The sequence below is a fragment of the Methylobacterium sp. CCH7-A2 genome, from assembly GCF_001557075.1.
Taxonomy (GTDB): Bacteria; Pseudomonadota; Alphaproteobacteria; order Rhizobiales; family Beijerinckiaceae; genus Allobosea; species Allobosea massiliensis.
Window position 1 is genome coordinate 24,630 of record NZ_LSKN01000308.1, and the last position, 19,880, is coordinate 44,509.

At 67.3% G+C, this 19,880-nt stretch carries 18 protein-coding genes; 14 read left to right on the plus strand and 4 right to left on the minus strand.

Going from position 1 to position 19,880, the window contains the following annotated elements:
• Positions 1–345 precede the first annotated feature (345 nt).
• The 8 genes from AX750_RS23785 (at position 346) to eda (ending at position 8,690) form a co-directional block, all read left to right on the plus strand.
• Complete coding sequence (locus AX750_RS23785; RefSeq protein ID WP_245282508.1) at positions 346–1,842, plus strand: ABC transporter substrate-binding protein; 1,497 nt, start codon at positions 346–348, stop codon at positions 1,840–1,842.
• Between the two features lie 115 nt (positions 1,843–1,957).
• Positions 1,958–3,013: an ABC transporter permease gene (locus AX750_RS23790; RefSeq protein WP_197426546.1), complete on the plus strand. Its 1,056-nt coding sequence runs from the start codon at positions 1,958–1,960 to the stop codon at positions 3,011–3,013.
• Between the two features lie 7 nt (positions 3,014–3,020).
• Positions 3,021–3,911 carry a nickel transporter permease gene (nikC, locus tag AX750_RS23795; RefSeq protein WP_066718080.1) on the plus strand — a complete coding sequence of 297 codons (891 nt, stop codon included), beginning with the start codon at positions 3,021–3,023 and terminating at the stop codon, positions 3,909–3,911.
• Between the two features lie 5 nt (positions 3,912–3,916).
• The gene (locus AX750_RS23800) at positions 3,917–4,783 is read left to right on the plus strand and encodes an ABC transporter ATP-binding protein (RefSeq protein WP_066718081.1); all 867 of its coding nucleotides are present in this window, start codon (positions 3,917–3,919) and stop codon (positions 4,781–4,783) included.
• Between the two features lie 154 nt (positions 4,784–4,937).
• Positions 4,938–5,690, plus strand: a complete 753-nt coding sequence (locus AX750_RS23805) for an ABC transporter ATP-binding protein (RefSeq protein ID WP_066718086.1) — start codon at positions 4,938–4,940, stop codon at positions 5,688–5,690.
• Positions 5,691–5,814: 124 nt separating this feature from the next.
• Positions 5,815–7,317: a glucose-6-phosphate dehydrogenase gene (gene zwf / locus AX750_RS23810; RefSeq protein WP_066718089.1), complete on the plus strand. Its 1,503-nt coding sequence runs from the start codon at positions 5,815–5,817 to the stop codon at positions 7,315–7,317.
• Positions 7,317–8,006, plus strand: coding sequence for a 6-phosphogluconolactonase (locus AX750_RS23815; RefSeq protein ID WP_066718092.1), 690 nt, complete (start codon positions 7,317–7,319; stop codon positions 8,004–8,006). Before zwf ends, AX750_RS23815 begins: the two co-directional genes overlap by 1 nt.
• Before the next feature lie 39 nt (positions 8,007–8,045).
• Positions 8,046–8,690, plus strand: coding sequence for a bifunctional 4-hydroxy-2-oxoglutarate aldolase/2-dehydro-3-deoxy-phosphogluconate aldolase (gene eda, locus AX750_RS23820; protein ID WP_066718095.1), 645 nt, complete (start codon positions 8,046–8,048; stop codon positions 8,688–8,690).
• A gap of 122 nt (positions 8,691–8,812) precedes the next feature.
• On the opposite strand, the gene AX750_RS23825 is transcribed toward eda, so the two are convergent.
• The 4 genes from AX750_RS23825 to AX750_RS23840 all read right to left on the minus strand — a co-directional run bounded on the left by AX750_RS23825 (position 8,813) and on the right by AX750_RS23840 (position 12,682).
• Entirely contained in the window at positions 8,813–9,919 is a 1,107-nt protein-coding gene (locus AX750_RS23825; protein ID WP_066718097.1) for an NAD(P)/FAD-dependent oxidoreductase, read from the minus strand.
• Between the two features lie 14 nt (positions 9,920–9,933).
• A complete protein-coding gene (locus tag AX750_RS23830) occupies positions 9,934–11,106 on the minus strand; it encodes a M20 aminoacylase family protein (protein ID WP_066718099.1) in 1,173 nt (390 codons plus the stop codon).
• Between the two features lie 71 nt (positions 11,107–11,177).
• Positions 11,178–11,567, minus strand: a complete 390-nt coding sequence (locus AX750_RS23835) for a cupin domain-containing protein (RefSeq protein ID WP_066718101.1) — start codon at positions 11,565–11,567, stop codon at positions 11,178–11,180.
• 146 nt (positions 11,568–11,713) lie between these two features.
• Positions 11,714–12,682 (minus strand): pyridoxal-phosphate dependent enzyme, encoded by a 969-nt coding sequence (locus tag AX750_RS23840; protein ID WP_066718103.1) that lies wholly within the window; start codon positions 12,680–12,682, stop codon positions 11,714–11,716.
• 169 nt (positions 12,683–12,851) lie between these two features.
• Here AX750_RS23840 and argE point away from each other — a divergent pair, with 169 nt between their 5' ends.
• The 6 genes from argE to AX750_RS23870 all read left to right on the plus strand — a co-directional run bounded on the left by argE (position 12,852) and on the right by AX750_RS23870 (position 19,876).
• Positions 12,852–13,997: an acetylornithine deacetylase gene (gene argE / locus AX750_RS23845; protein WP_066718163.1), complete on the plus strand. Its 1,146-nt coding sequence runs from the start codon at positions 12,852–12,854 to the stop codon at positions 13,995–13,997.
• Between the two features lie 151 nt (positions 13,998–14,148).
• On the plus strand, positions 14,149–15,750 hold the full coding sequence (locus AX750_RS23850) for an ABC transporter substrate-binding protein (protein WP_066718105.1): 1,602 nt from the start codon (positions 14,149–14,151) through the stop codon (positions 15,748–15,750).
• 176 nt (positions 15,751–15,926) lie between these two features.
• Complete coding sequence (locus AX750_RS23855) at positions 15,927–16,910, plus strand: ABC transporter permease (protein WP_066718118.1); 984 nt, start codon at positions 15,927–15,929, stop codon at positions 16,908–16,910.
• A 16-nt stretch (positions 16,911–16,926) separates the two neighbouring features.
• On the plus strand, positions 16,927–17,871 hold the full coding sequence (locus AX750_RS23860; RefSeq protein ID WP_156446445.1) for an ABC transporter permease: 945 nt from the start codon (positions 16,927–16,929) through the stop codon (positions 17,869–17,871).
• 5 nt (positions 17,872–17,876) lie between these two features.
• The gene (locus AX750_RS23865) at positions 17,877–18,878 is read left to right on the plus strand and encodes an ABC transporter ATP-binding protein (RefSeq protein ID WP_066718121.1); all 1,002 of its coding nucleotides are present in this window, start codon (positions 17,877–17,879) and stop codon (positions 18,876–18,878) included.
• Entirely contained in the window at positions 18,875–19,876 is a 1,002-nt protein-coding gene (locus AX750_RS23870; RefSeq protein ID WP_066718123.1) for an oligopeptide/dipeptide ABC transporter ATP-binding protein, read from the plus strand. The genes AX750_RS23865 and AX750_RS23870 overlap by 4 nt, the downstream gene beginning before the upstream one ends.
• Positions 19,877–19,880: the final 4 nt, after the last annotated feature.

Sequence of the window (19,880 nt, forward strand, 5' to 3'; positions counted from 1 at the left end):
CCTGCTTGTCATGGGCCGGCGGGCGCCGGAGCATGCTCACGTTAGCGAGGCCGGCAGGGCGCGCAAAGCCGCAACTCGCGACGCATTGCCCGATCCCGACCAGCCCGATGCACAAGAACTGTGCAGCAACATCTGGACATGCGCCTCGTCCTGCTGGACAGAAGCCGCCAACTGGTTCCACATTCACGCCAATGGCCGCCGGAGCGCGGCCGACAATCCGAACCGATGGGGAATGCGATGCGTCACGTTGCGAAATTGATGGTGGCGTCGGCCTTCACGGCCTTGCTGGCGACGACCGCCCAGACCACCGTGGCCCTGGCCCAGACCCCGAAGGACACGGTGGTCATGGCCAAGCAGATCGACGACATCATCTCGCTCGATCCGGCCGAGGCGTTCGAATTCTCCGGCGTCGAGGTCGTGACCAACCTCTACGACAAGCTGATGGGCGTCGACCTCGCCAAGAACAACGAGCTCGTCCCCGAACTCGCCCAGAGCTGGAGCGTCACGCCCGACAATCTGACCTACACCTTCAAGCTGCGCCCCGGCGTGAAGTTCCACTCGGGCAACCCGCTGACGGCGGCCGACGTGGTCTATTCCTTCCAGCGGGCCGTGACGCTGAACAAGTCGCCCGGCTTCATCCTGGCCCAGTTCGGCTTCACCAAGGACAACGTCACCGAGAAGGTGAAGGCGACCGACGATTCCACCCTCGTCATCACCGTCTCCAAGCCCTTCGCGCCGACCTTCTTCCTCAACTGCCTGACCTCCGGCGTCGCCTCGATCGTCGACAGCAAGCTGGTCAAGGCCAATGAGAAGGATGGCGACTGGGGCAATGGCTGGCTGAAGCAGAACTCGGCCGGCTCCGGCGCCTACAAGGTCCGCGCCTATCGTCCCAACGAGCAATATGCGCTCGATGCCAACGAGGCCTGGTATAAGGGCGCGCCGAAGAACAAGCGCATCATCGTGCGCCATGTCGCCGAGCCGGCCTCGCAGCGCCTGCTGCTCGAGAAGGGCGACATCGACATCGCCCGCAACCTGTCCAAGGACCAGCTGACGGCGGTCAAGGCCAACAAGGACATCGAGCTCGTCCAGGGCGACAAGGGCTACATTCTCTATCTCGGCCTGAACACGAAGAACCCGAACTTCGCCAAGCCGGAGGTCCGCGAGGCGCTCAAGTACCTCGTCGACTATGCCTCGATCGAGCGCAACATCGTCGAGGGCACCTACAAGGCGCACCAGTCCTTCCTGCCCAAGGGTTTCCTCGGCGCGATCGACGACAAGCCCTACACGTTCAACCCCGCCAAGGCGAAGGAACTGCTCGCCAAGGCCGGTCTGCCGAACGGCTTCTCCGTCACGATGGACGTGCGCTCGGTCAGCCCGATCACCGACATCGCTCAGGCGATCCAGTCGACCTGGGGTCAGGCCGGAATCAAGCTCGAGCTGATCCCCGGTGACGGCAAGCAGACGCTGACCAAGTACCGCGCCCGCACCCACGATATCTATATCGGCCAGTGGGGCCCGGACTATCTCGACCCGCACACCAATGCGGAGACCTTCGCCATCAACGAGAACAACAACGAGGACGCGAAGTCGAAGACGCTGGCCTGGCGCAACGCCTGGGACATCCCCGAGATGACCAAGACCACCCAGGCCAATGTGCTCGAGCAGGACGCCGCCAAGCGCGCCGCCGTCTATGGCGATCTGCAGCGCGAGCACCAGAAGGTCTCGCCCTTCGTGATCATGTTCCAGCAGGTCGAGGTCTCGGCCGAGCGCAAGAACGTCAAGAACTGGGTCATCGGTCCGAGCTCGGACACGAATTTCTACGCGCCGATCGCCAAGAACTGAGCGCCTCTCACGACACGCCCCGCCTCGGCCGACCGGCCGCGGCGGGGCTTTTGCTTCCGGTCCGGGGCGCACCTGCCTCGCCGGAGCCGAACACGGAAGAACGACGATGACGGACATGGCTGCCGGCCCGGTTCGAAAACGCCATTGGGGCGAAACGGCGGGACGCTGGGCGAAGATCGCCTCGCGAGAACTCGTCACCGTAGCCATCACCATCTTCGGCCTGCTGCTGATCACCTTCTTCATCGCCAGGGTGATCCCGATCGACCCGGTGCTCGCGGTCGTCGGCGACAACGCCCGGCCGGAGACCTATGAGGCCGCCCGCATCGAGCTCGGCCTCGACAAACCGCTCTGGCAGCAATTCGCGATCTATGTCGGCAAGGTCTTCAGCGGCGATCTCGGCCGCTCGGTGCTGACCTCCAACACCGTCGTCGACGACATCAAGCGCGTCTTCCCGGCGACGCTGGAACTAGCGACGCTCGGAACGCTGATCGGCTGCCTGCTCGGCATCCCGCTCGGCGTCGTCGCGGCGGTCAATCAGGGCCGCTGGCCCGATCAGGTCGCCCGCATCATCGGCCTGTTCGGCTATTCGATTCCCGTCTTCTGGCTCGGCCTGATGGGGCTACTGCTGTTCTACGCCAAGCTCGGCTGGGTCGGCGGGCCCGGCCGCGCCGGCGTCGCCTTCCAGGACCTGATCACGCCCGTCACCGGCATCCTGATGATCGACGCCGCGCTCGAGGGCGACTGGGAGGCCGTCCGCGACGCCTGGTCCCATCTCGTCCTGCCGGCTTCCGTGCTCGGCATTCTCAGCGTCGCCTATATCAGCCGCATGACCCGCAGCTTCATGATCACCGAGCTGCAGCAGCAATACGTCATCGCCGCGCGGGTGAAGGGGCTCTCCGAATTCCGCGTCGTCTGGCGTCATGCGATGCACAACGCTTTCGTGCCGCTGGTGACGGTCATCGCCGTCTCCTACATGCACCTGCTCGAAGGTTCGGTGCTGACCGAGACGATCTTCGCCTGGCCCGGGCTCGGACGCTACCTCACCAACTCGCTCCTGAACGCCGACATGAACGCGGTGCTGGGCGGCACGCTGGTGATCGGAGCCGTCTTCATCGGCGTCAACCTGCTCTCCGACATCCTCGGCCGGCTGGTCGATCCGCGTACGCGTTGAGGCCGGCATGACCACCTGGACCGACTATCTCCTCACCGACTCGCCGTCCTCCCGCCGCCAAGCGCGGCTCGGGCAGATGTACCGGAAATGGCTCGCCTTCCGGCGCAACCGGCTCGCCATGGTCGGGCTCGGCATCATCGTCGCACTGCTGCTGGTCGCGGCCTTCGCGCCGCTGATCGCCACCGCCGACCCGCTGGCACAGAATCTCGACCGCCGCCTGCTGCCGCCCTCGGGCACCAACTTTTTTGGCACAGACTCGCTCGGCCGCGACATCTTCAGCCGCATCGTCTACGGCACCCGCGTCACGCTGGTGATCGTGCTGCTCGTCGTTGTCTCGGTCGGGCCGATCGGCCTGCTCATCGGCGCGGCCTCGGGCTATCTCGGCGGCTGGGTCGACCGAGCGCTGATGCGCATGACCGACGTCTTTCTGGCCTTTCCGCGGCTGGTGCTGGCGCTCGCCTTCGTCGCGGCGCTCGGCCCCGGCCTGGAGAATGCGGTCATCGCCATCGCGATCACTGCCTGGCCTCCTTACGCCCGCGTCGCCCGCGCCGAGACGCTGATCATCCGCCAGCAGGACTACATCGCCGCGATCCGCCTGCAGGGCGCCTCGCAATGGCGCATCGTCTGGAAGCATGTCGTGCCGCTCTGTCTGCCCTCGCTGATCGTGCGCACCACGCTCGACATGGCGGGCGTCATCCTCATCGCTGCCGGCCTCGGTTTCCTCGGGCTCGGCGCCCAGCCGCCGATCCCCGAATGGGGCGCGATGATCTCGGCCGGCCGCGAGCAGATCTTCGACCAGTGGTGGGTCGCGACCTTCCCCGGCATCGCCATCTGCATCGTCGCCCTCGGCTTCAACCTGCTCGGCGACGGCCTGCGCGACGTCATGGATGCGAGGTGAGCGCCATGAACCAGACCCCTGCGGACCAGCCCCTCCTCGAACTCGACAATCTGCGCGTCGATTTCCACACGCCGACCGGCATCGTCCATGCCGTGCGCGGGCTCTCCTTCACGCTCGGCCGCGAGCGACTCGGCATCGTCGGCGAGTCCGGCTCCGGCAAGTCGATGACCGGCCGCGCCATCCTCGACCTGATTCCGCCGCCCGGAATCGTCACGGCGGACCGCATGGTCTTCCGCGGGCAGGACCTCCTGACCATGGACAAGCGCGAGCGCCGCAAACTGCGCGGCCGCCGCATCTCGATGGTGATGCAGGACCCGAAATTCTCGCTCAACCCCGTCCGCACCGTCGGCGACCAGATCGCCGAGGCCTATCGCGTCCACCACAAGGCCAGCGCCCGCGAGGCGAAGGAACGCTCGCTCGCCATGCTGGAGCAGGTCCAGATCCGCGAGCCGGGCCGCGTCTACGACCTCTACCCGCACGAGGTCTCGGGCGGCATGGGCCAGCGCGTGATGATCGCGATGATGCTGATCGCCGAGCCCGACATCCTGATCGCCGACGAGCCGACTTCGGCGCTCGACGTCACCGTGCAACTGCAGATCCTGAAGATCCTCGACGATCTCGTCACCCAGCGCGGCATGGGGCTGATCTTCATCAGCCACGACCTGCATCTGGTGCAGTCCTTCTGCGACCGCGTCATCGTCATGTATGGCGGCAAGGCGATGGAGACGCTGCCGGCGGCCGAACTCGCCGATGAGTCCGCCCGCGCCCGGCGCCACCCCTACACGCTCGGCCTGCTCGGCTGTCTGCCCGATCTCGACCATCCGCGCGCGAAGCTGTCGACCCTCCAGCGCGACCCGGCATGGCTAGCATGAGGGTCGTCGCGTTCAGCGCCTTGCCTCTCCCGTCATGGTCGGGCTTGTCCCGACCATCCACGCCTCTCTGCGCCGAGCACTATGACCAAGACGTGGATGCTCGCCACGAGGGCGAGCATGACGGCGGTGCGGCTGCCGACCCCGGAACATCTGAATGACCACGCAACCCGCCATCCGCGTCGAAAACCTCAACGTCTCCTTCGGCGACTCGCATGTCGTGAAGGACCTCTCCTTCGCGGTCGCCTCCGGCGAGAGCTACGGCATCGTCGGCGAGTCCGGCTCCGGCAAGTCGACCGTACTGCGCGTGCTCTCGGGGCTGAACCGGGACTGGAGCGGCATCGTCGAGATCACCGGCCAGACCCAGCCGAAGATCCGCGACAAGGCCTTCTACCGCGCCGTCCAGATGGTCTTCCAGGACCCCTACGGCTCGCTCCATCCCAAGAAGACGGTCGATGACACGCTGGCCGAGCCGCTCGCCATCCACGGCATCGGCGATGCCGAGACGCGGATCGGGCGGGCGATGTCGGAGGTCGGCCTGCCGTCCTCATTCCGCTTCCGTTACCCGCACCAGCTCTCCGGCGGCCAGCGCCAGCGCGTCGCGATCGCGCGCGCGCTCGTGCTCGAGCCCTCGATCCTGCTGCTCGACGAGCCGACCTCGGCGCTCGACGTCTCGATCCAGGCCGAGGTGCTGAACCTGCTGCAGGCGCTGCGCCACGAGCGCAAGCTGACCTATATCCTCGTCAGCCACGATCTCGCCGTCGTCGGCCATATGTGCGAGCGGCTGCTGGTGATGCAGTTCGGCCGCGGCGTCGAGGAGATGACGGCGGGCACGCTCGCGGCCCGCAACCCGCAGACGGACTATGCCCGGCAGCTTTTGACCGCCAGCGAGGGCTTCCGCCGCGGTTGACGGCCGGCCGCCCTGCGCTCTGAGCGTTTGGCAATCGCGGCGCTTGGTCTCATTCTCGTCGCACGCCCGCCGTCCACTCGGACGCCGCGCTGGATTCGCGGACGGGCACGGAGACGACTGACCCATGGACGCCATTGCCGGCCGCACGCTGCGGCCCGAAACCATTCCCGAGCGCACGCCCGTGCCCGCCTTCGACCTGGTGATCTTCGGCGCGGGCGGCGACCTTGCCCTGCGCAAGCTCTTCCCGGCGCTGGCGCAGCGCAGCCGCGAAGGCGTTCTTCCCGACGAGAGCCGCATTCTCTGCATCGTCCGCAAGCAGGAGGATGTCGATGGTCTGCCGAAGCAGATCGCCAAGCGACTGAAGGAGGAGGGGCTCTCCCCCGATCACATCCATGCCTTCCAGCAGCGCCTCACCATCGTGCTTCTCGATGCCGTGAAGCCGGAGACTTACAAGGCGCTCAAGAAGGCGCTCGGTGACGATGGCCGCGTTCGCTCCTTCTACCTCTCGACGCCGCCCGACCTCTTCATCCCGATCTGCGAGAACCTCGCCGCCGCCGACATCCTGACGCCGACCTCGCGCGTCATCCTCGAGAAGCCGCTGGGGCGCGATCTCGCCTCCGCGCGCGAGATCAACGACGCCGTCGCGCGCATCCTGCCGGAGGACCGGACCTACCGGATCGACCATTATCTCGGGAAGGAGACGGTCCAGAACCTGCTGGTGCTGCGCTTCGCCAACACGCTGTTCGAGCGCTCCTGGACCGGCCGCGACATCGACCATGTCCAGATCACGGTGGCCGAGACGGTGGGGCTCGAAAGCCGCGCCGGCTACTACGACAAGGCTGGGCAGATGCGCGACATGGTCCAGAACCATCTCATGCAGTTGCTCACTCTCTTCGCCATCGAGCCGCCCAACCTGCTCGAGGCCGGCGCCGTGCGCGACGAGAAGATCAAGGTGCTGAAGGCGCTGCGGCCCATCGTCGGCCCCGACGTCGAGCGCTACACGGTCCGGGGCCAGTACGGAACCGGCCAGATCGACGGCCAGCGCGTGCGCGGCTATGCCGACGAACTCGGCCATCTTAGCAACACCGAGACCTTCGTCGCGCTCCGCTGCGAACTCGACAACTGGCGATGGGCCGGCGTGCCGATCTATCTGCGCACCGGCAAGCGCATGGCGCAGCGCTATTCGGAGATCGTCGTCACCTTCAAGCCGGTGCCGCACTCGATCTTTGGCGGCGGATCGTGTGACAAGCTCTACGCCAATCGCCTGCTGATCCGCCTCCAGCCCAATGACGGCGTCCAGCTCCAGCTGATGATGAAGGTGCCGGGCTCGGGCCGGCTGAAGATCGTGCCGCGCCAGCTCGACCTGCGCTATTCCACCGCCTTCGACGAGCGCACGCCCGACGCCTATGAGCGCCTTCTGACGGACGTCATCCGCGGCGACCAGACGCTGTTCATGCATCGCGACGAGGTCGAGCAGGCCTGGCGCTGGGTCGATCCGATCATCGCCGGCTGGCAGGATTATTCGCCCCACCCGCATCGTTACGCCGCCGGCTCCTGGGGGCCGTCCCAGGCCATCGGCCTGATCGAGCGCGAGGGCCGCTCCTGGGCCGATCCGGACTTCGAGTGATGCAGCCGCAAGGATCTGTCGCCTGGCATCGTTTCGCGACCCTGGCCGACGCCTCGGAGGCGCTGGCGGAGGCCGTCGCCATCCGGCTGCGCGCCCTGCTGGCGGGGCAGGGCAGGGCGTCGCTCGCCGTCCCCGGCGGCACGACGCCGGCCCGCTTTCTGGCCGCGCTCGGCAGCCGCGACCTGGCCTGGGAGAACGTCACGCTGCTGCCGACCGACGAGCGCTTCGTTGCCGCCGACGACGAAGCCTCGAACGAGCGCATGATCCGCGCGCAATTCGCGCCGCTGCGCGAGGGGCGGGTCGGGTTCCTGTCCTTCCATGACCATGGCAGCGATATCGAAGCGGCTGCCGCCGCGCTCGCCTCCGACCTCGCGAGCCTGCCGCCGCTGGACCTCGTCGTCAGCGGCATGGGCAGCGACGGCCATATCGCCTCGCTGTTCCCGGGCGAAGAGGCTCGCTTTGAAGCGCTGCCCGACAGCGGCATCTGCATCGCCACGCCGCCCGGCCTGCCGCCGCGACTCTCCCTGTCGCCCGCCCGTCTCTCCGGCGCGGGTTGGGCGAGCCTGCTGGTCTCGGGCGCGCAGAAGGAAGCCGTGCTGAAGGCGGCCTCGGACCGCCCCGTGCCGCTGCCTGTCGATCTCCTCCTCGGCCGGCCGCAGGGCCTCGACGTCTACTGGGCGAAAGGCTAGACCGCCCGAACCCGTTCAAACGATTGAAAGACGCCGACGATGGACGAGACCGCCGCGATTGCCCGCCTCGAAGCCTGTGGCGTGATTCCGGTCGTGGTGATCGAGGATGCCTCGCGCGCCATCGACCTGGCGCACGCCCTCGTCGCCGGCGGCATCGACGTCGTCGAGGTCACGCTGCGCCGCCCGGCCGGGCTCGCTGCGCTGGAAGCCATCGCCCGATCGGTGCCGGGCGCGCTGCCGGTCGCCGGCACGGTCGTCACGCCGGCGCAGGTCCAGCAGGTCAAGGATGCCGGCGCCAAGGCCGTCGTCAGTCCCGGCTTTTCTGAAGCCGTCGACGAGGCGCTGAAGGCGGCGGGGCTGCCCTGGCTGCCGGGCGTCGCCACGGCGTCGGACTGCATGCGCGCGGTCGCTGCCGGCCGCATTGTCGCGAAGTTCTTCCCTGCAGAAACAGCGGGCGGGCCGCCCGCGCTCAAGGCGCTCTCGGGCCCGTTCCCGCAGATGCGTTTCTGCCCGACCGGTGGCGTCGGCCTGAACAACCTCGGGAGCTACCTCGCCCTGCCGCAGGTCATCTGCGTCGGCGGCTCATGGCTGGTGCCGGCGGACGCCATCGCATCCGGCGATTGGGCGCGCGTTACGAGGCTCGCGAAAGAGGCGAGCGAGGCGTTCAGGGCGCTGAGGGGCTGACCGCCGGCGTCATTCTCGGGCGAAGCGAACCGCAGACCCGAGAAGCTCTTCCAGAATGGAGCGCCGGCACGGCGGCCTCGTCGCCCTGAGATGCTCGGGTCTTCGCCCGAGCATGACGGGCGTCAGGCCCGCAGCCGCTCCACCACCATCTCCGCGATCGCCAGCGAACTCGTCAGGCCGGGACTTTCGATCCCCAGCAGATTGACCAGCCCGTCCACACCATGGACGGCTGGCCCGTCGATGCGGAAATCGGGCATCGGCTGCGTCGAATCATGCAGCTTCGGGCGGATGCCGGCATAATCGGCGACGAGAGCGCCGTCGGGCAGGGCCGGCCAATAGGTCCGGATCGCGGCGTAGAACGTCTCGGCCCGCGCGGGATCGACGACGAGGTCCTGGTCGTGCTCGACCCATTCGACATCCGGGCCGAACTTGACCCGCCCGCCCATGTCGATCGTGGCGTGGATGCCTAAGCCCGCCGCTTCGGGCACCGGATAGACCAGATGTGAGAAGGGCTGCTTGCCCAGCAGCGCGAAGTAATTGCCCTTGGCGTAATGCTGCACCGGCACATGCTCGGATGGGAAACCCTCCAGCGTGCCGAGCAGCTTCGGCGCGCCATGGCCGGCCGAATTCACGATCGTCCTGACGCTATAGGTCGCGGGCTCCGCCCCGCCGAAATCGACGCTGAAGCCGTCCGCCTCGCGCCTCCAGCCGGCGATCGGCGTGTTGAGTGCCAGCGACCCGCCCGCCGCTTCGCATTCGCCGAGCAGCGACAGCATGAAGGCATGGCTGTCGACCACGCCGGTCTCCGGCGACAAAAGCGCGATCTCGCAGCGCACCTCCGGCTCCAGCGCCTTGGCTTCGGCCGCGTCGAGCCAGCGCAGGCTGTCGACACCGGAGGCTTGGGCCCGCGTCATGATCGTCTCCAGCGCCGGCTTCTGCGAAGCGCTGGTCGCGACGATCAGCTTGCCGCAGGCCTTGTGCGGTAGGCCCCGCTCGCGGAGATAGGCGTAGAGAAGCTTGCGACCTTCGACGCAGACCTTCGCCTTCAGCGAGCCCGGCGGATAATAGATCCCCGCATGGATGACCTCGCTGTTGCGCGCCGAGGTCTGCGTGCCGATGCCCTCCGCGGCTTCCGCGATGACGACCTCGCGCCCGGCGAGCGCCAGCGCCCGCGCTGTCGCGAGGCCGACGACGCCGGCCCCGATCACCAGGCAGTCGATGTCATGCATGAGGCGGGCGCCCTTCAGGCCTTGGCTGGCATCGCTGTCTCGACGAGGTTCGCCCAGTAGGTCACGCCCACGGGGATGACCTCGTCGTTGAACTCATAGGCCGGGTGATGCAGCCCCGCGGAGTCGCCATTGCCGATATTGATGAAGGCGCCGGGCCGCTCCTCGAGCATGTAGGAGAAATCTTCCGAGCCCATCGTCGGCGGCACGCTGGTATCGACCTTGCCCGCCCCGAAGGCGGCCTCGATCGTGCTGACCGCGAATTCGGCCTGCTCCGCATGGTTGAAGGTCACCGGGTAGCCGTGGAGATAGTCGCAGACGAAGCTCATCCCGAAGGCGCCCATGATGCCGGCGGTGACCTCCTTGATGCGCTTCTCGGCGAGTTCGCGCATCTGCGGCGTCAGTGTCCGGACCGAGCCCTTGAGCTCGACGGTCTGCGGGATGACGTTGAAGGCCTCGCCCGCATTGATCGCGGTCACGGAGACGACGATCGAATCGAGCGGGTCGGCATTGCGCGAGGAAATCGTCTGCAGCGCCGTCACCAGCTGGCAGGCGGCGACGATCGGGTCGTTGACGCGGTGCGGCGCCGCGGCATGGCCGCCCTTGCCCTCGATCTTGATGTGAATGCGGTCGGCAGCCGCCATGGTCGGGCCCTTGCGCACGTCGAACTGGCCGATGGGCAGGCCGGGCTTGTTGTGCATGCCATAGACCTCCTGGATGCCGAAGCGGGTCATCAGCCCGTCGTCGATCATCGCCTTGGCCCCGGCGCCGCCTTCCTCCGCCGGCTGGAAGATCACCACGGCCGTCCCGTCGAAATCGCGGGTTTCGGCGAGATACTTCGCGGCGCCGAGCAGCATGGCCGTGTGGCCGTCATGGCCGCAGGCGTGCATCTTGCCCGGCACGGTCGAGCGATGCTCGAGATTGGTTTCTTCATGAATCGGCAGCGCATCCATGTCGGCGCGCATCGCGATGACCTTGCCCGAGCCCTGGTTGCGGCCTTTGATCACGCCGACGACACCGGTCTTGCCGATGCCGGCCACGACCTCGTCGACGCCCCATTCGGTCAGCTTCTGCGCGACGACGCCCGCCGTACGGTGCACGTCGTACATCAGCTCGGGATGGCGGTGCAGGTCGCGGCGGATCGCCGTGAGCTCCGGATGAATGGCGGCGATGAGTTCGGTCTTGGGCATCGGAACCTCGGAAAGCGCGAATGCGACCCACCCGCGGCGGATCGCGTCTTGGGCAAGGTGGACAGAGCCGTTCAGGCGTTGGCGGGCACGTAGCGGCGCGACAATTCGTTGCGGTCGTCATAGGAGGCTTCGAAGATCGCAGCCGCCAGGGTTGCGCGCACATGCAGCGTGTCGGTGCCGATGTTCTTGAAGCCGTGGCGGGCACCGGCCGGCACCAGGACGGACTGGTTGGCGGTAACGACCATCGTCTTGTCGCGCAGATAGATCTCGGCCGTGCCGGCCATCACCTCCAGCACCTCCTCGACCGCATGCAGATGCATCGGCGCGCCGAGACCGGGCTCGCAGAACTGCTCGAAGATGCAGAGCTGCTTGCTTTCGACCATCGCGGAGACCCGTATCTCGGTCATGACGCCGTCGCGCCATTTCTCCTGCGGCTGCGTCTTGTGGTCGAGGATCGTCATAGGCCTGCCTCCGCTTCAGCCCGCGCCCGCCGAGGCGGCCCCCCGCCGTCTCGGTCGGACGTGGCGCCTCTCTCCACAACCCGGAACTGGCGGCAGCGTCAAGGCGCGGCGCCGCGACCCTGCCGCGCGTCGGCGGCACAGGCGCTTCAAACCCCGAACTGCGTCCGCCAGGCGGCAATGTCGTCGAGCGCGACATTCGAGCCGCAGAGCACGAGCCCGACCCGCTCGCCGGGCTTGAAGATCGCCTTGCGCGCCAGCGCCGCGGCCACCACGCAGGAGGCCGCCGGCTCCAGCAGCACGCGCCCGTTCTGCAGCACCCAGGTGATCTCGCGCACGGCCTCGGCGTCCGGCACGATCACGATGTCCTCGAGGAACTGCCGCGCGGCGGCCATGGTCCGCTCTGTCGCGAAGGGGGCGCCGAGCGTGCGTGCGATCGAGGTCGGGCGGATCGGCACCGGCTTGCCGGCCGCCAGCGCCTGCGTCATCGCGGTCGCGCCCTCGGTTTCGACGCCATGGATGCGCAGGGCGGGGTCGAGCCCCTTCATCGCCGCGCCGACGCCGGCCGCGAAGCCGCCGCCGCCAATCAAGATGAAGACGTGGTCGAGCCGCCCGCCGGCATCGTTGTTCATCTCGAGCCCGAGCGAGCCATGGCCGGCGATGATCGCCGGATCGTCATAGGAATGGACATGGGTCATGCCCTGGGCCGCGTAGACTTCAGCCTTCGCGAAGGCTTCGATCGAATCCGCGCAGAGCTCGATCTCGGCCCCCAGCGAACGCGCCATCTCGACATTGAAGGCCGCCGCGTTCTGCGGCATCAGCACCAGCGCGCGGCAGCCCATCGTCTTGGCGACCAGCGCGACCGCAATCGCATGATTGCCGCCCGACACGGTCACGACGCCGCGGGCAAGCTCCCGCTCGCTCAGTGCCATCAGCTTGTTGAAGCAGCCCCGGACCTTGAACGAACCGCCGAGCTGCAGGCTCTCGACCTTGACGACCGTTTCGACGCCCAGCCGCGCCGAGAGGCCGGCACTGAAATAGGTCGGCGTGCGCCGGATCTTGCCGGCGATGCGCGCAGCGGCAGCCTGGATATCGGCAAGGGTGACGTCGAATGTCATGCTGGGCCTCGTGTCTTGAGCCGTCGTTATAGGCGGCCCCGGCAACGGACGGAAACGGATCGTTGGCAGCGGCGGAGCAGAGGCCTAGGAACATATATCAGGGCAGCGCCGGGCCGGCCCCGGCACGAAACCTGCCTCGCAGCGCCATTTGGAGTGAAGCCGCGTGACGATGACCCCCAAGGAGATGCTGGCCCGGCTGGTTTCGTTCAACACGGAATCGCAGCGCAGCAATCTCGAGCTGATCGATTTCTGCCGCGACTATCTCGCAGACCTCGGTGTCGAGAGCCGTCTGGCGCCCAGCCCCGACGGGCAGAAAGCCAATCTCTACGCCAGGATCGGCCCGAAGGTTGACGGCGGCGTCGTCCTCTCCGGCCACACCGATGTCGTTCCGGTCGCCGGGCAGGACTGGAGTTCCGATCCCTGGACGCTGACCGAGCGGGACGGCAAGCTCTACGGCCGCGGCACCTGCGACATGAAGGGCTTCGACGCCATCGCACTGGCGCTGGTGCCCGAGATGCTGGCGGCGCCGCTGAAGCGGCCGATCCACATCGCGCTCTCTTATGACGAGGAGGTCGGCTGCCAGGGCGCCCGCGTCATGATCGAGGCGATGACGAAGGACGGTTTGAAGCCATCGGCCGTCATCGTCGGCGAGCCCTCGATGATGCACGTCGTCACCGGCCACAAGGGCGGCATGCGGATGAGGACGACGGTGCGCGGCCACGCCGTCCATTCCAGCCGCGTCGATGTCGGCGTGCCGGCGGTGATGATCGCGGGCCGCCTGATCGACTGGCACAACCAGGTGATGGCCGAGAACAAGGCCCGCACCGCGCCGGGTAACGGTTTCGAGCCGCCCTACACGACGCTCCACGTCGGCGTGGTGAATGGGGGGACGGCGGTCAACATCACGGCCGAGAACTGCATGTTCACCCATGAGGTTCGCTGCGTCCCGGGTGAGAGCTTCGAGAGCTACGAGCAGCGCTACCGCGCCGAGGTCGCGGCGCTGGAAGCGCAGATGCAGGCGATCGCCCCCGAGACCGGCATCGATTTCGTCGTGACCTCCGACACCCCGGCAATGGGGCCGGAGGAGAACGGCGCGGCCGAGGAGCTCTGCCGCCGCCTGACCGGCGATAATGGCCGCCATGTCGTGGCCTATGGCACGGAAGGCGGCCTGTTCCAGCGCGCCGGCTGGTCGACCGTGGTCTGCGGTCCGGGCGACATCGCCCAGGCCCACCAGCCGGACGAGTTCATCACGCTCGACCAGCTCGAGGCCGGCACGCAGTTCGTGCGCAAGCTCATTGCCGACCTCGCGCGTTAGAGCTCCGTCGCTGCAGATGACGAAAACTTGTGCAGCGCGTGCACCCAGCCATGCGTCTGCCGCGCGGGAGACCCGTGACTCGCGCGCGGCCTGCCCCTAACATCCTGCCTTTCAGGCGCCGCGCGGTGCCTGCAAGGGGAGGTGTGATTCGATGAAAGCGCGTGTGTTCGGCCTTGCGGCCGCTTTGCTCGGGGTTTCGCTGCTGGCGCTCGGCGCCGCCGAGGCCCGACCCCTGAAATGGGCCGCTGCCGGCGACGCCCTGACGATCGATCCCCATGCCCAGAACGAGGGGCCGACGACGTCGCTCAACCAGCACATCTATGAAAGCCTGACCGAGCGTGACCACGCCGGCAAGCTGCTGCCGCTGCTGGCCTCGTCCTGGCGCGTCCTGCCGGACGATCCGACCACCTGGGAGTTCAAGCTGGAGTCCGGCGTCAAGTTCCATGACGGGACGCCCTTCACGGCCGACGACGTGGTGTTTTCCTATGAGCGCGCCATGCAGCCGACCTCGGACTTCAAGGGCTATCTCACCTCGGTCGAGAAGGTCAGCAAGGTCGATGACCTGACGGTGCGCATCAAGACCAAGGGGCCGAACCCGCTGCTGGTCAACAACACTTCCTCGATCCGCATCATGAGCAAGGCCTGGGCGGAGAAGAACAACGCCGTCAAGGCACAGGACTTCAAGAACAAGGAAGAGAACTTCGCCGTCCGCAACGCCAACGGCACCGGCCCGTTCATCCTCGTCTCGCGCGAGGCCGATGTGAAGACGGTGATGAAGCGCAACGACGCCTACTGGAACAAGGCCAAGGTTCCGCTCCAGATCACCGAGCTGACGCTGGTGCCGATCAAGCAGGACGCGACCCGCGTCGCGGCGCTCCTCTCGGGCGAGGTCGACTTCGTGCAGGACGTGCCGGTGCAGGACATCGCGCGTCTCAAGAACCAGCAGAACCTGCGGGTCAATTCCGGCGCCGAGAACCGCACCATCTTCTTCGGCATGGACGTCGCCTCCGCCGACCTCAAGGGCGACGACGTCCAGGGCAAGAACCCCTTCGCGGACAAGCGGGTGCGCCAGGCTCTCAACATGGCGATCAACCGGCCGGCGATCCAGCGGGTCGTGATGCGCGGCGAATCGGTGCCGACGGGCGTGATCATGCCGCCTTTCGTCAATGGCTGGACCAAGGAGCTGGACAGCTTCCCCGCGGTCGACAACGCCAAGGCGAAGGCCCTTCTCGCGGAAGCGGGCTATCCCAACGGCTTCTCGGTGACGCTGCACTGCCCCAATGACCGCTATGTCAACGACGAGGGCATCTGCCAGGCGGCGGTCGGCATGTTCGGCCAGATCGGCGTGAAGGTGAACCTCGTCTCGCAGTCGAAGTCGATCCACTTCAACCTGATCCAGCGGAACCCGCCGGAGACGGAGTTCTACCTCGTCGGCTGGGGCGTCCCGACCTACGATTCCGACTACATCTTCTCCTACATGTACCACTCGCGCACCGGCTCGCAGGGCTCTTGGAACGCGACCGGCTTCAAGAACGCCGAGGTCGACACGATGATCGAGTCGCTCTCGAAGGAGGTCGATCTGGCCAAGCGTGATGCGACCATCGCGAAGCTCTGGACCCGGCTGAAGGACGAGACAATCTACCTGCCGATCCACCACCAGTCGCTCAGCTACGCGATGAAGACCTCGCTCGATATCCCGGTCGACGTCGGCAACAACCCGAAGCTGAAGATGGTGAGCTTCAAGGGCTCGTAGTTCCGGCGAGTTGGCTTTCGAACCTCCATCGTCATCCCGGACAAGCCGCATAGCGGCGCTAATCCGGGATCCATGCCTGAGCCGTTCCGGCATGGATCCCGGGTCTCCGCTCCTCTCCGCCCGGGATGACGTGGAGGGTGTGTCCGGCCTGTGCTTCGTGATGAAATGACAGCGCAATGCTCGCCTACATCCTGCGCTCGCTGATGCAGGGCATCGTCGTGATGCTGGCGGTCGCCTTCATCGCCTTCTCGATGTTCCGCTTCGTCGGCGATCCCGTGGTCAACATGCTCGGCCAGGAGGCGACGCTGCAGGACCGCGCCGAGCTGACCGAGCGTCTCGGCCTCAACGACCCCGTGCCGCTGCAGTTCGCCCGCTTCGTCGCGGATGCGGCGCAGGGTGATTTCGGCATCTCCTACCGCCAGGGTCGCAAGGTCTCGACGCTGATCCTCGAGCGGCTGCCGGCGACGGTCGAACTCGCGGTGCTCTCGGCGATCTTCGCCTTCGTGACCGGCATCGCGCTCGGCGTCTATGCCGCCATCCGGCGCGATGGCTGGCTCGCCAATCTGGTGATGTCGCTCTCGCTGATCGGCGTCAGCCTGCCGACCTTCCTGATCGGCATCGGCCTGATCTACATTTTTGCTGTGGAGTTGCGCTGGCTGCCTTCCTTCGGGCGCGGCGACACGGTTGCGATCGGCTGGTGGACCACCGGCCTGCTCACGACCAGCGGGCTGAAATCGCTGGTTCTGCCGGTGCTGACCCTGGGCTTTCTGCAACTCACCCTGATCATGCGCCTCGTCCGCTCCGAGATGCTGGAGGTGATGCGGGCGGACTTCATACGCTTCGCACGGGCGCGCGGCATTCCCGAGCGGCGCATCGAGTTCCGCCACGCGCTGCGCAACACGCTGATCCCGGTCATCACCATCGCCGGCGTGCAGCTCGGTGGCGTCATCGCCTTCGCCATCGTCACCGAGACGGTGTTCCAGTGGCCGGGGCTGGGGGCGCTTTTCGTCAATGCCGTGCAGTTCGTCGACGTGCCTGTGATGTCGGCCTATCTCCTCTTCGTGGCTTTCGTCTTCGTGCTGACCTCGCTCCTGGTCGATCTCGTCTATGTCGCGCTCGATCCGCGCCTGCGGACGGGCAATCCGGCCATGGCGAAGTGAGAGCGAGGTTCGCATCATGACCAGCATGCCTGCTTCCCCCAAGCCGCCCGGACGCCTCGCGAGGCTCTGGGATTCCGATATCGCCTACTCCTTTCGCTCCTCGCCGATGACGGTGGTGGCGACACTGCTGGCGCTTCTGCTCGTGCTGGCGGCAATCGCGGCGCCGCTGATCGCGCCCTATGATCCCTTCGACCCTGCCTCGCTCGATCTCTCCGACGGTTTTTCCCGCCCGATGGTGCCCAACGAGATCACCGGAAAGGTCTTCTGGCTGGGCTCGGACGCGCAGGGCAGAGACATCTTTTCGGCCATCCTCTACGGATCGCGCGTCTCTCTGCTGGTCGGTGCGGCCTCCGTGCTGTTCTCGCTCGTCATCGGTGTGGGGCTCGGTCTCGTCGCCGGCTATGTCGGCGGCCGCACCGAGGCGCTGATCATGCGCGTCGCCGACGTGCAGCTCTCCTTTCCGGCGATCCTGGTTGCGCTGCTGGTCTTCGGCGTGGCCCGCGGGCTGATCCCCCCGGCGCTGCAGGAGCAGATGACGCTGCTCGTCCTCGTCGTTGCCATCGGCCTGTCGAACTGGGCGCAATATGCCCGCACCGTGCGCGGCTCGACGCTCGTCGAGAAGAACAAGGTCTATGTCGATGCCGCCCGGCTGATCGGGCTCAAGGCCTGGCCGGTGATGCTCAAGCATGTCCTGCCCAATGTCGCCGGGCCCGTGCTGGTGATTGCGACCATCAACCTGGCGCTCGCCGTCATCGAGGAGGCGACGCTCTCCTTCCTCGGCGTCGGCATGCCGCCGACCCAGCCCTCGCTCGGCACGCTGATCCGCTTCGGTCAGCAATATCTCTTCTCCGGGGAGTGGTGGATCCTGCTGTTTCCCTCGCTTGTGCTGGTGCTGCTCGCTTTGTCGATCAACCTGTTCGGCGACTGGCTGCGCGATGCGCTCAACCCGAAGCTGAGATGAGCGCGATGGAGCTTGAAAACGCTGCCCCGATCCTCTCCGTCCGCGACCTGACGGTCGAGTTCGTTACCCGCCGCGGCACGCTGCGCGCGCTGGATCGCATCTCCTTCGACGTCGCGCGCGGCGAGGTGCTCGGCGTGGTCGGCGAATCCGGCGCCGGCAAGTCGGTCACCGGCTCGGCCATCATCGGCCTGATCGACCCGCCCGGCCGCATCGCCGGCGGCGAGGTCAGGCTGTCGGGCGAGCGCATCGACGACCTGCCCGACGAGGCGATGCGCAAGGTCCGCGGCAAGCGCATCGGCATGATCTTCCAGGATCCGCTGACCAGCCTGAACCCGCTCTACCGGATCAGCGAGCAGCTGATCGAGACGATCCGCGTCCACACCGATCTCGACGCTGCCCAGGCGCGGGCCCGCGCCATCGCCCTGCTCGACGAAGTCGGCATTCCCGCCCCCGAAAAGCGGATCGACAGCTACCCGCACGAGTTCTCCGGCGGCATGCGCCAGCGCGTCGTCATCGCGCTGGCGCTCTGCGCCGAGCCGGAATTCATCATCGCCGACGAGCCGACCACCGCGCTCGACGTCTCGGTGCAGGCGCAGATCATCGCGCTGATCAAGACGCTCTGCCGCGAGCGCGGCACCTCGGTCATGCTCGTCACCCACGATATGGGCGTGATCGCCGAGACGGCCGACCGCGTCGCGGTGATGTATGCCGGGCGCATCGCCGAGATCGGTCCCGTGCGCGAGGTGGTGAAGGAGCCGCTGCACCCCTATGCGAAGGGGTTGATGGGCGCGATCCCCTCGCTGGAGGGTGAGACCACGCGGCTCGTGCAGATCCCGGGCTCGATGCCGCGGCTCTCCGCCATCCCGCAAGGCTGCGCCTTCAACCCGCGCTGTGCCCAGGCCTTCGACCGCTGCCGCACCGAGCGGCCGGAGCCGATCGCCGTCGGCAGCCGCAAGGTCGCCTGCCATCTCTACGACACGCGCACCGACAGCGAGGTCGCCGCATGACCGCCGATCCCGCCGCACTCGTCCAGGTCCGCGATCTCAAGCGCGTCTTCGACGTCTCGAAGCCCTGGCTCAACCGCGTCATCGAGCGCGCGCCGCGCCAGTTCCTCAAAGCGGTCGACGGCGTCTCCTTCGACATCCGGAAGGGCGAGACCTTCGCGCTGGTCGGCGAATCCGGTTCGGGCAAATCGACCGTGGCGCGCATGGTGGTCGGCCTGCTGCCGCCCTCGGCGGGCACGGTCACCATCGACGGCGTCTCGATGCATGATGCGGCGGCGGCCGATGAGCGCCAGCGCCTGCGCCGGCGCATCCAGATGATCTTCCAGGACCCTTACGCCTCGCTCAATCCGCGCTGGCGGGTCGGGCGCATCATCGCCGAACCGATCCGCGCCTTCGGGCTGATCGAGGGCGAGGCGACGATCGCCGAGCGCGTCGGCGAACTGCTCAGCCTCGTCGGCCTGCATCCGGACGACCGCAGCAAGTTCCCGCACGAGTTCTCGGGCGGCCAGCGCCAGCGCATCGCGATCGCCCGCGCGCTCGCCTCCGACGCCGAGTTCATCGTCTGCGACGAGCCGACCTCGGCGCTCGACGTCTCGGTCCAGGCCCAGATCCTCAACCTGATGCGCGACCTGCAGGAGCGGCTGGGGCTGACCTATCTCTTCATCTCGCACAACCTCGCCGTCGTCCGGCACATGGCGAGCCGCATCGGCGTGATGTATCTCGGCCGCCTCGTGGAGGTCTCGGAAGGGCGGCAGCTCTTCGCCGCGCCGCGCCACCCCTACACCCGCATGCTGCTCGACGCGGTGCCCGACCTCGCGATGGTCGGCAAGCTGCGCCAATCGGTGAAGGGCGAGATCCCGAACCCGATCGCGCCGCCCCCGGGCTGCACCTTCCACCCGCGCTGCCCGCTCGTCTTCGACCGCTGCCGGGTGGAAAACCCGCCGGTGATCGACGGCGTGGCCTGCCATGCCGTGCAGGCGACACGCGAGGCGGCGGCCTGATCGC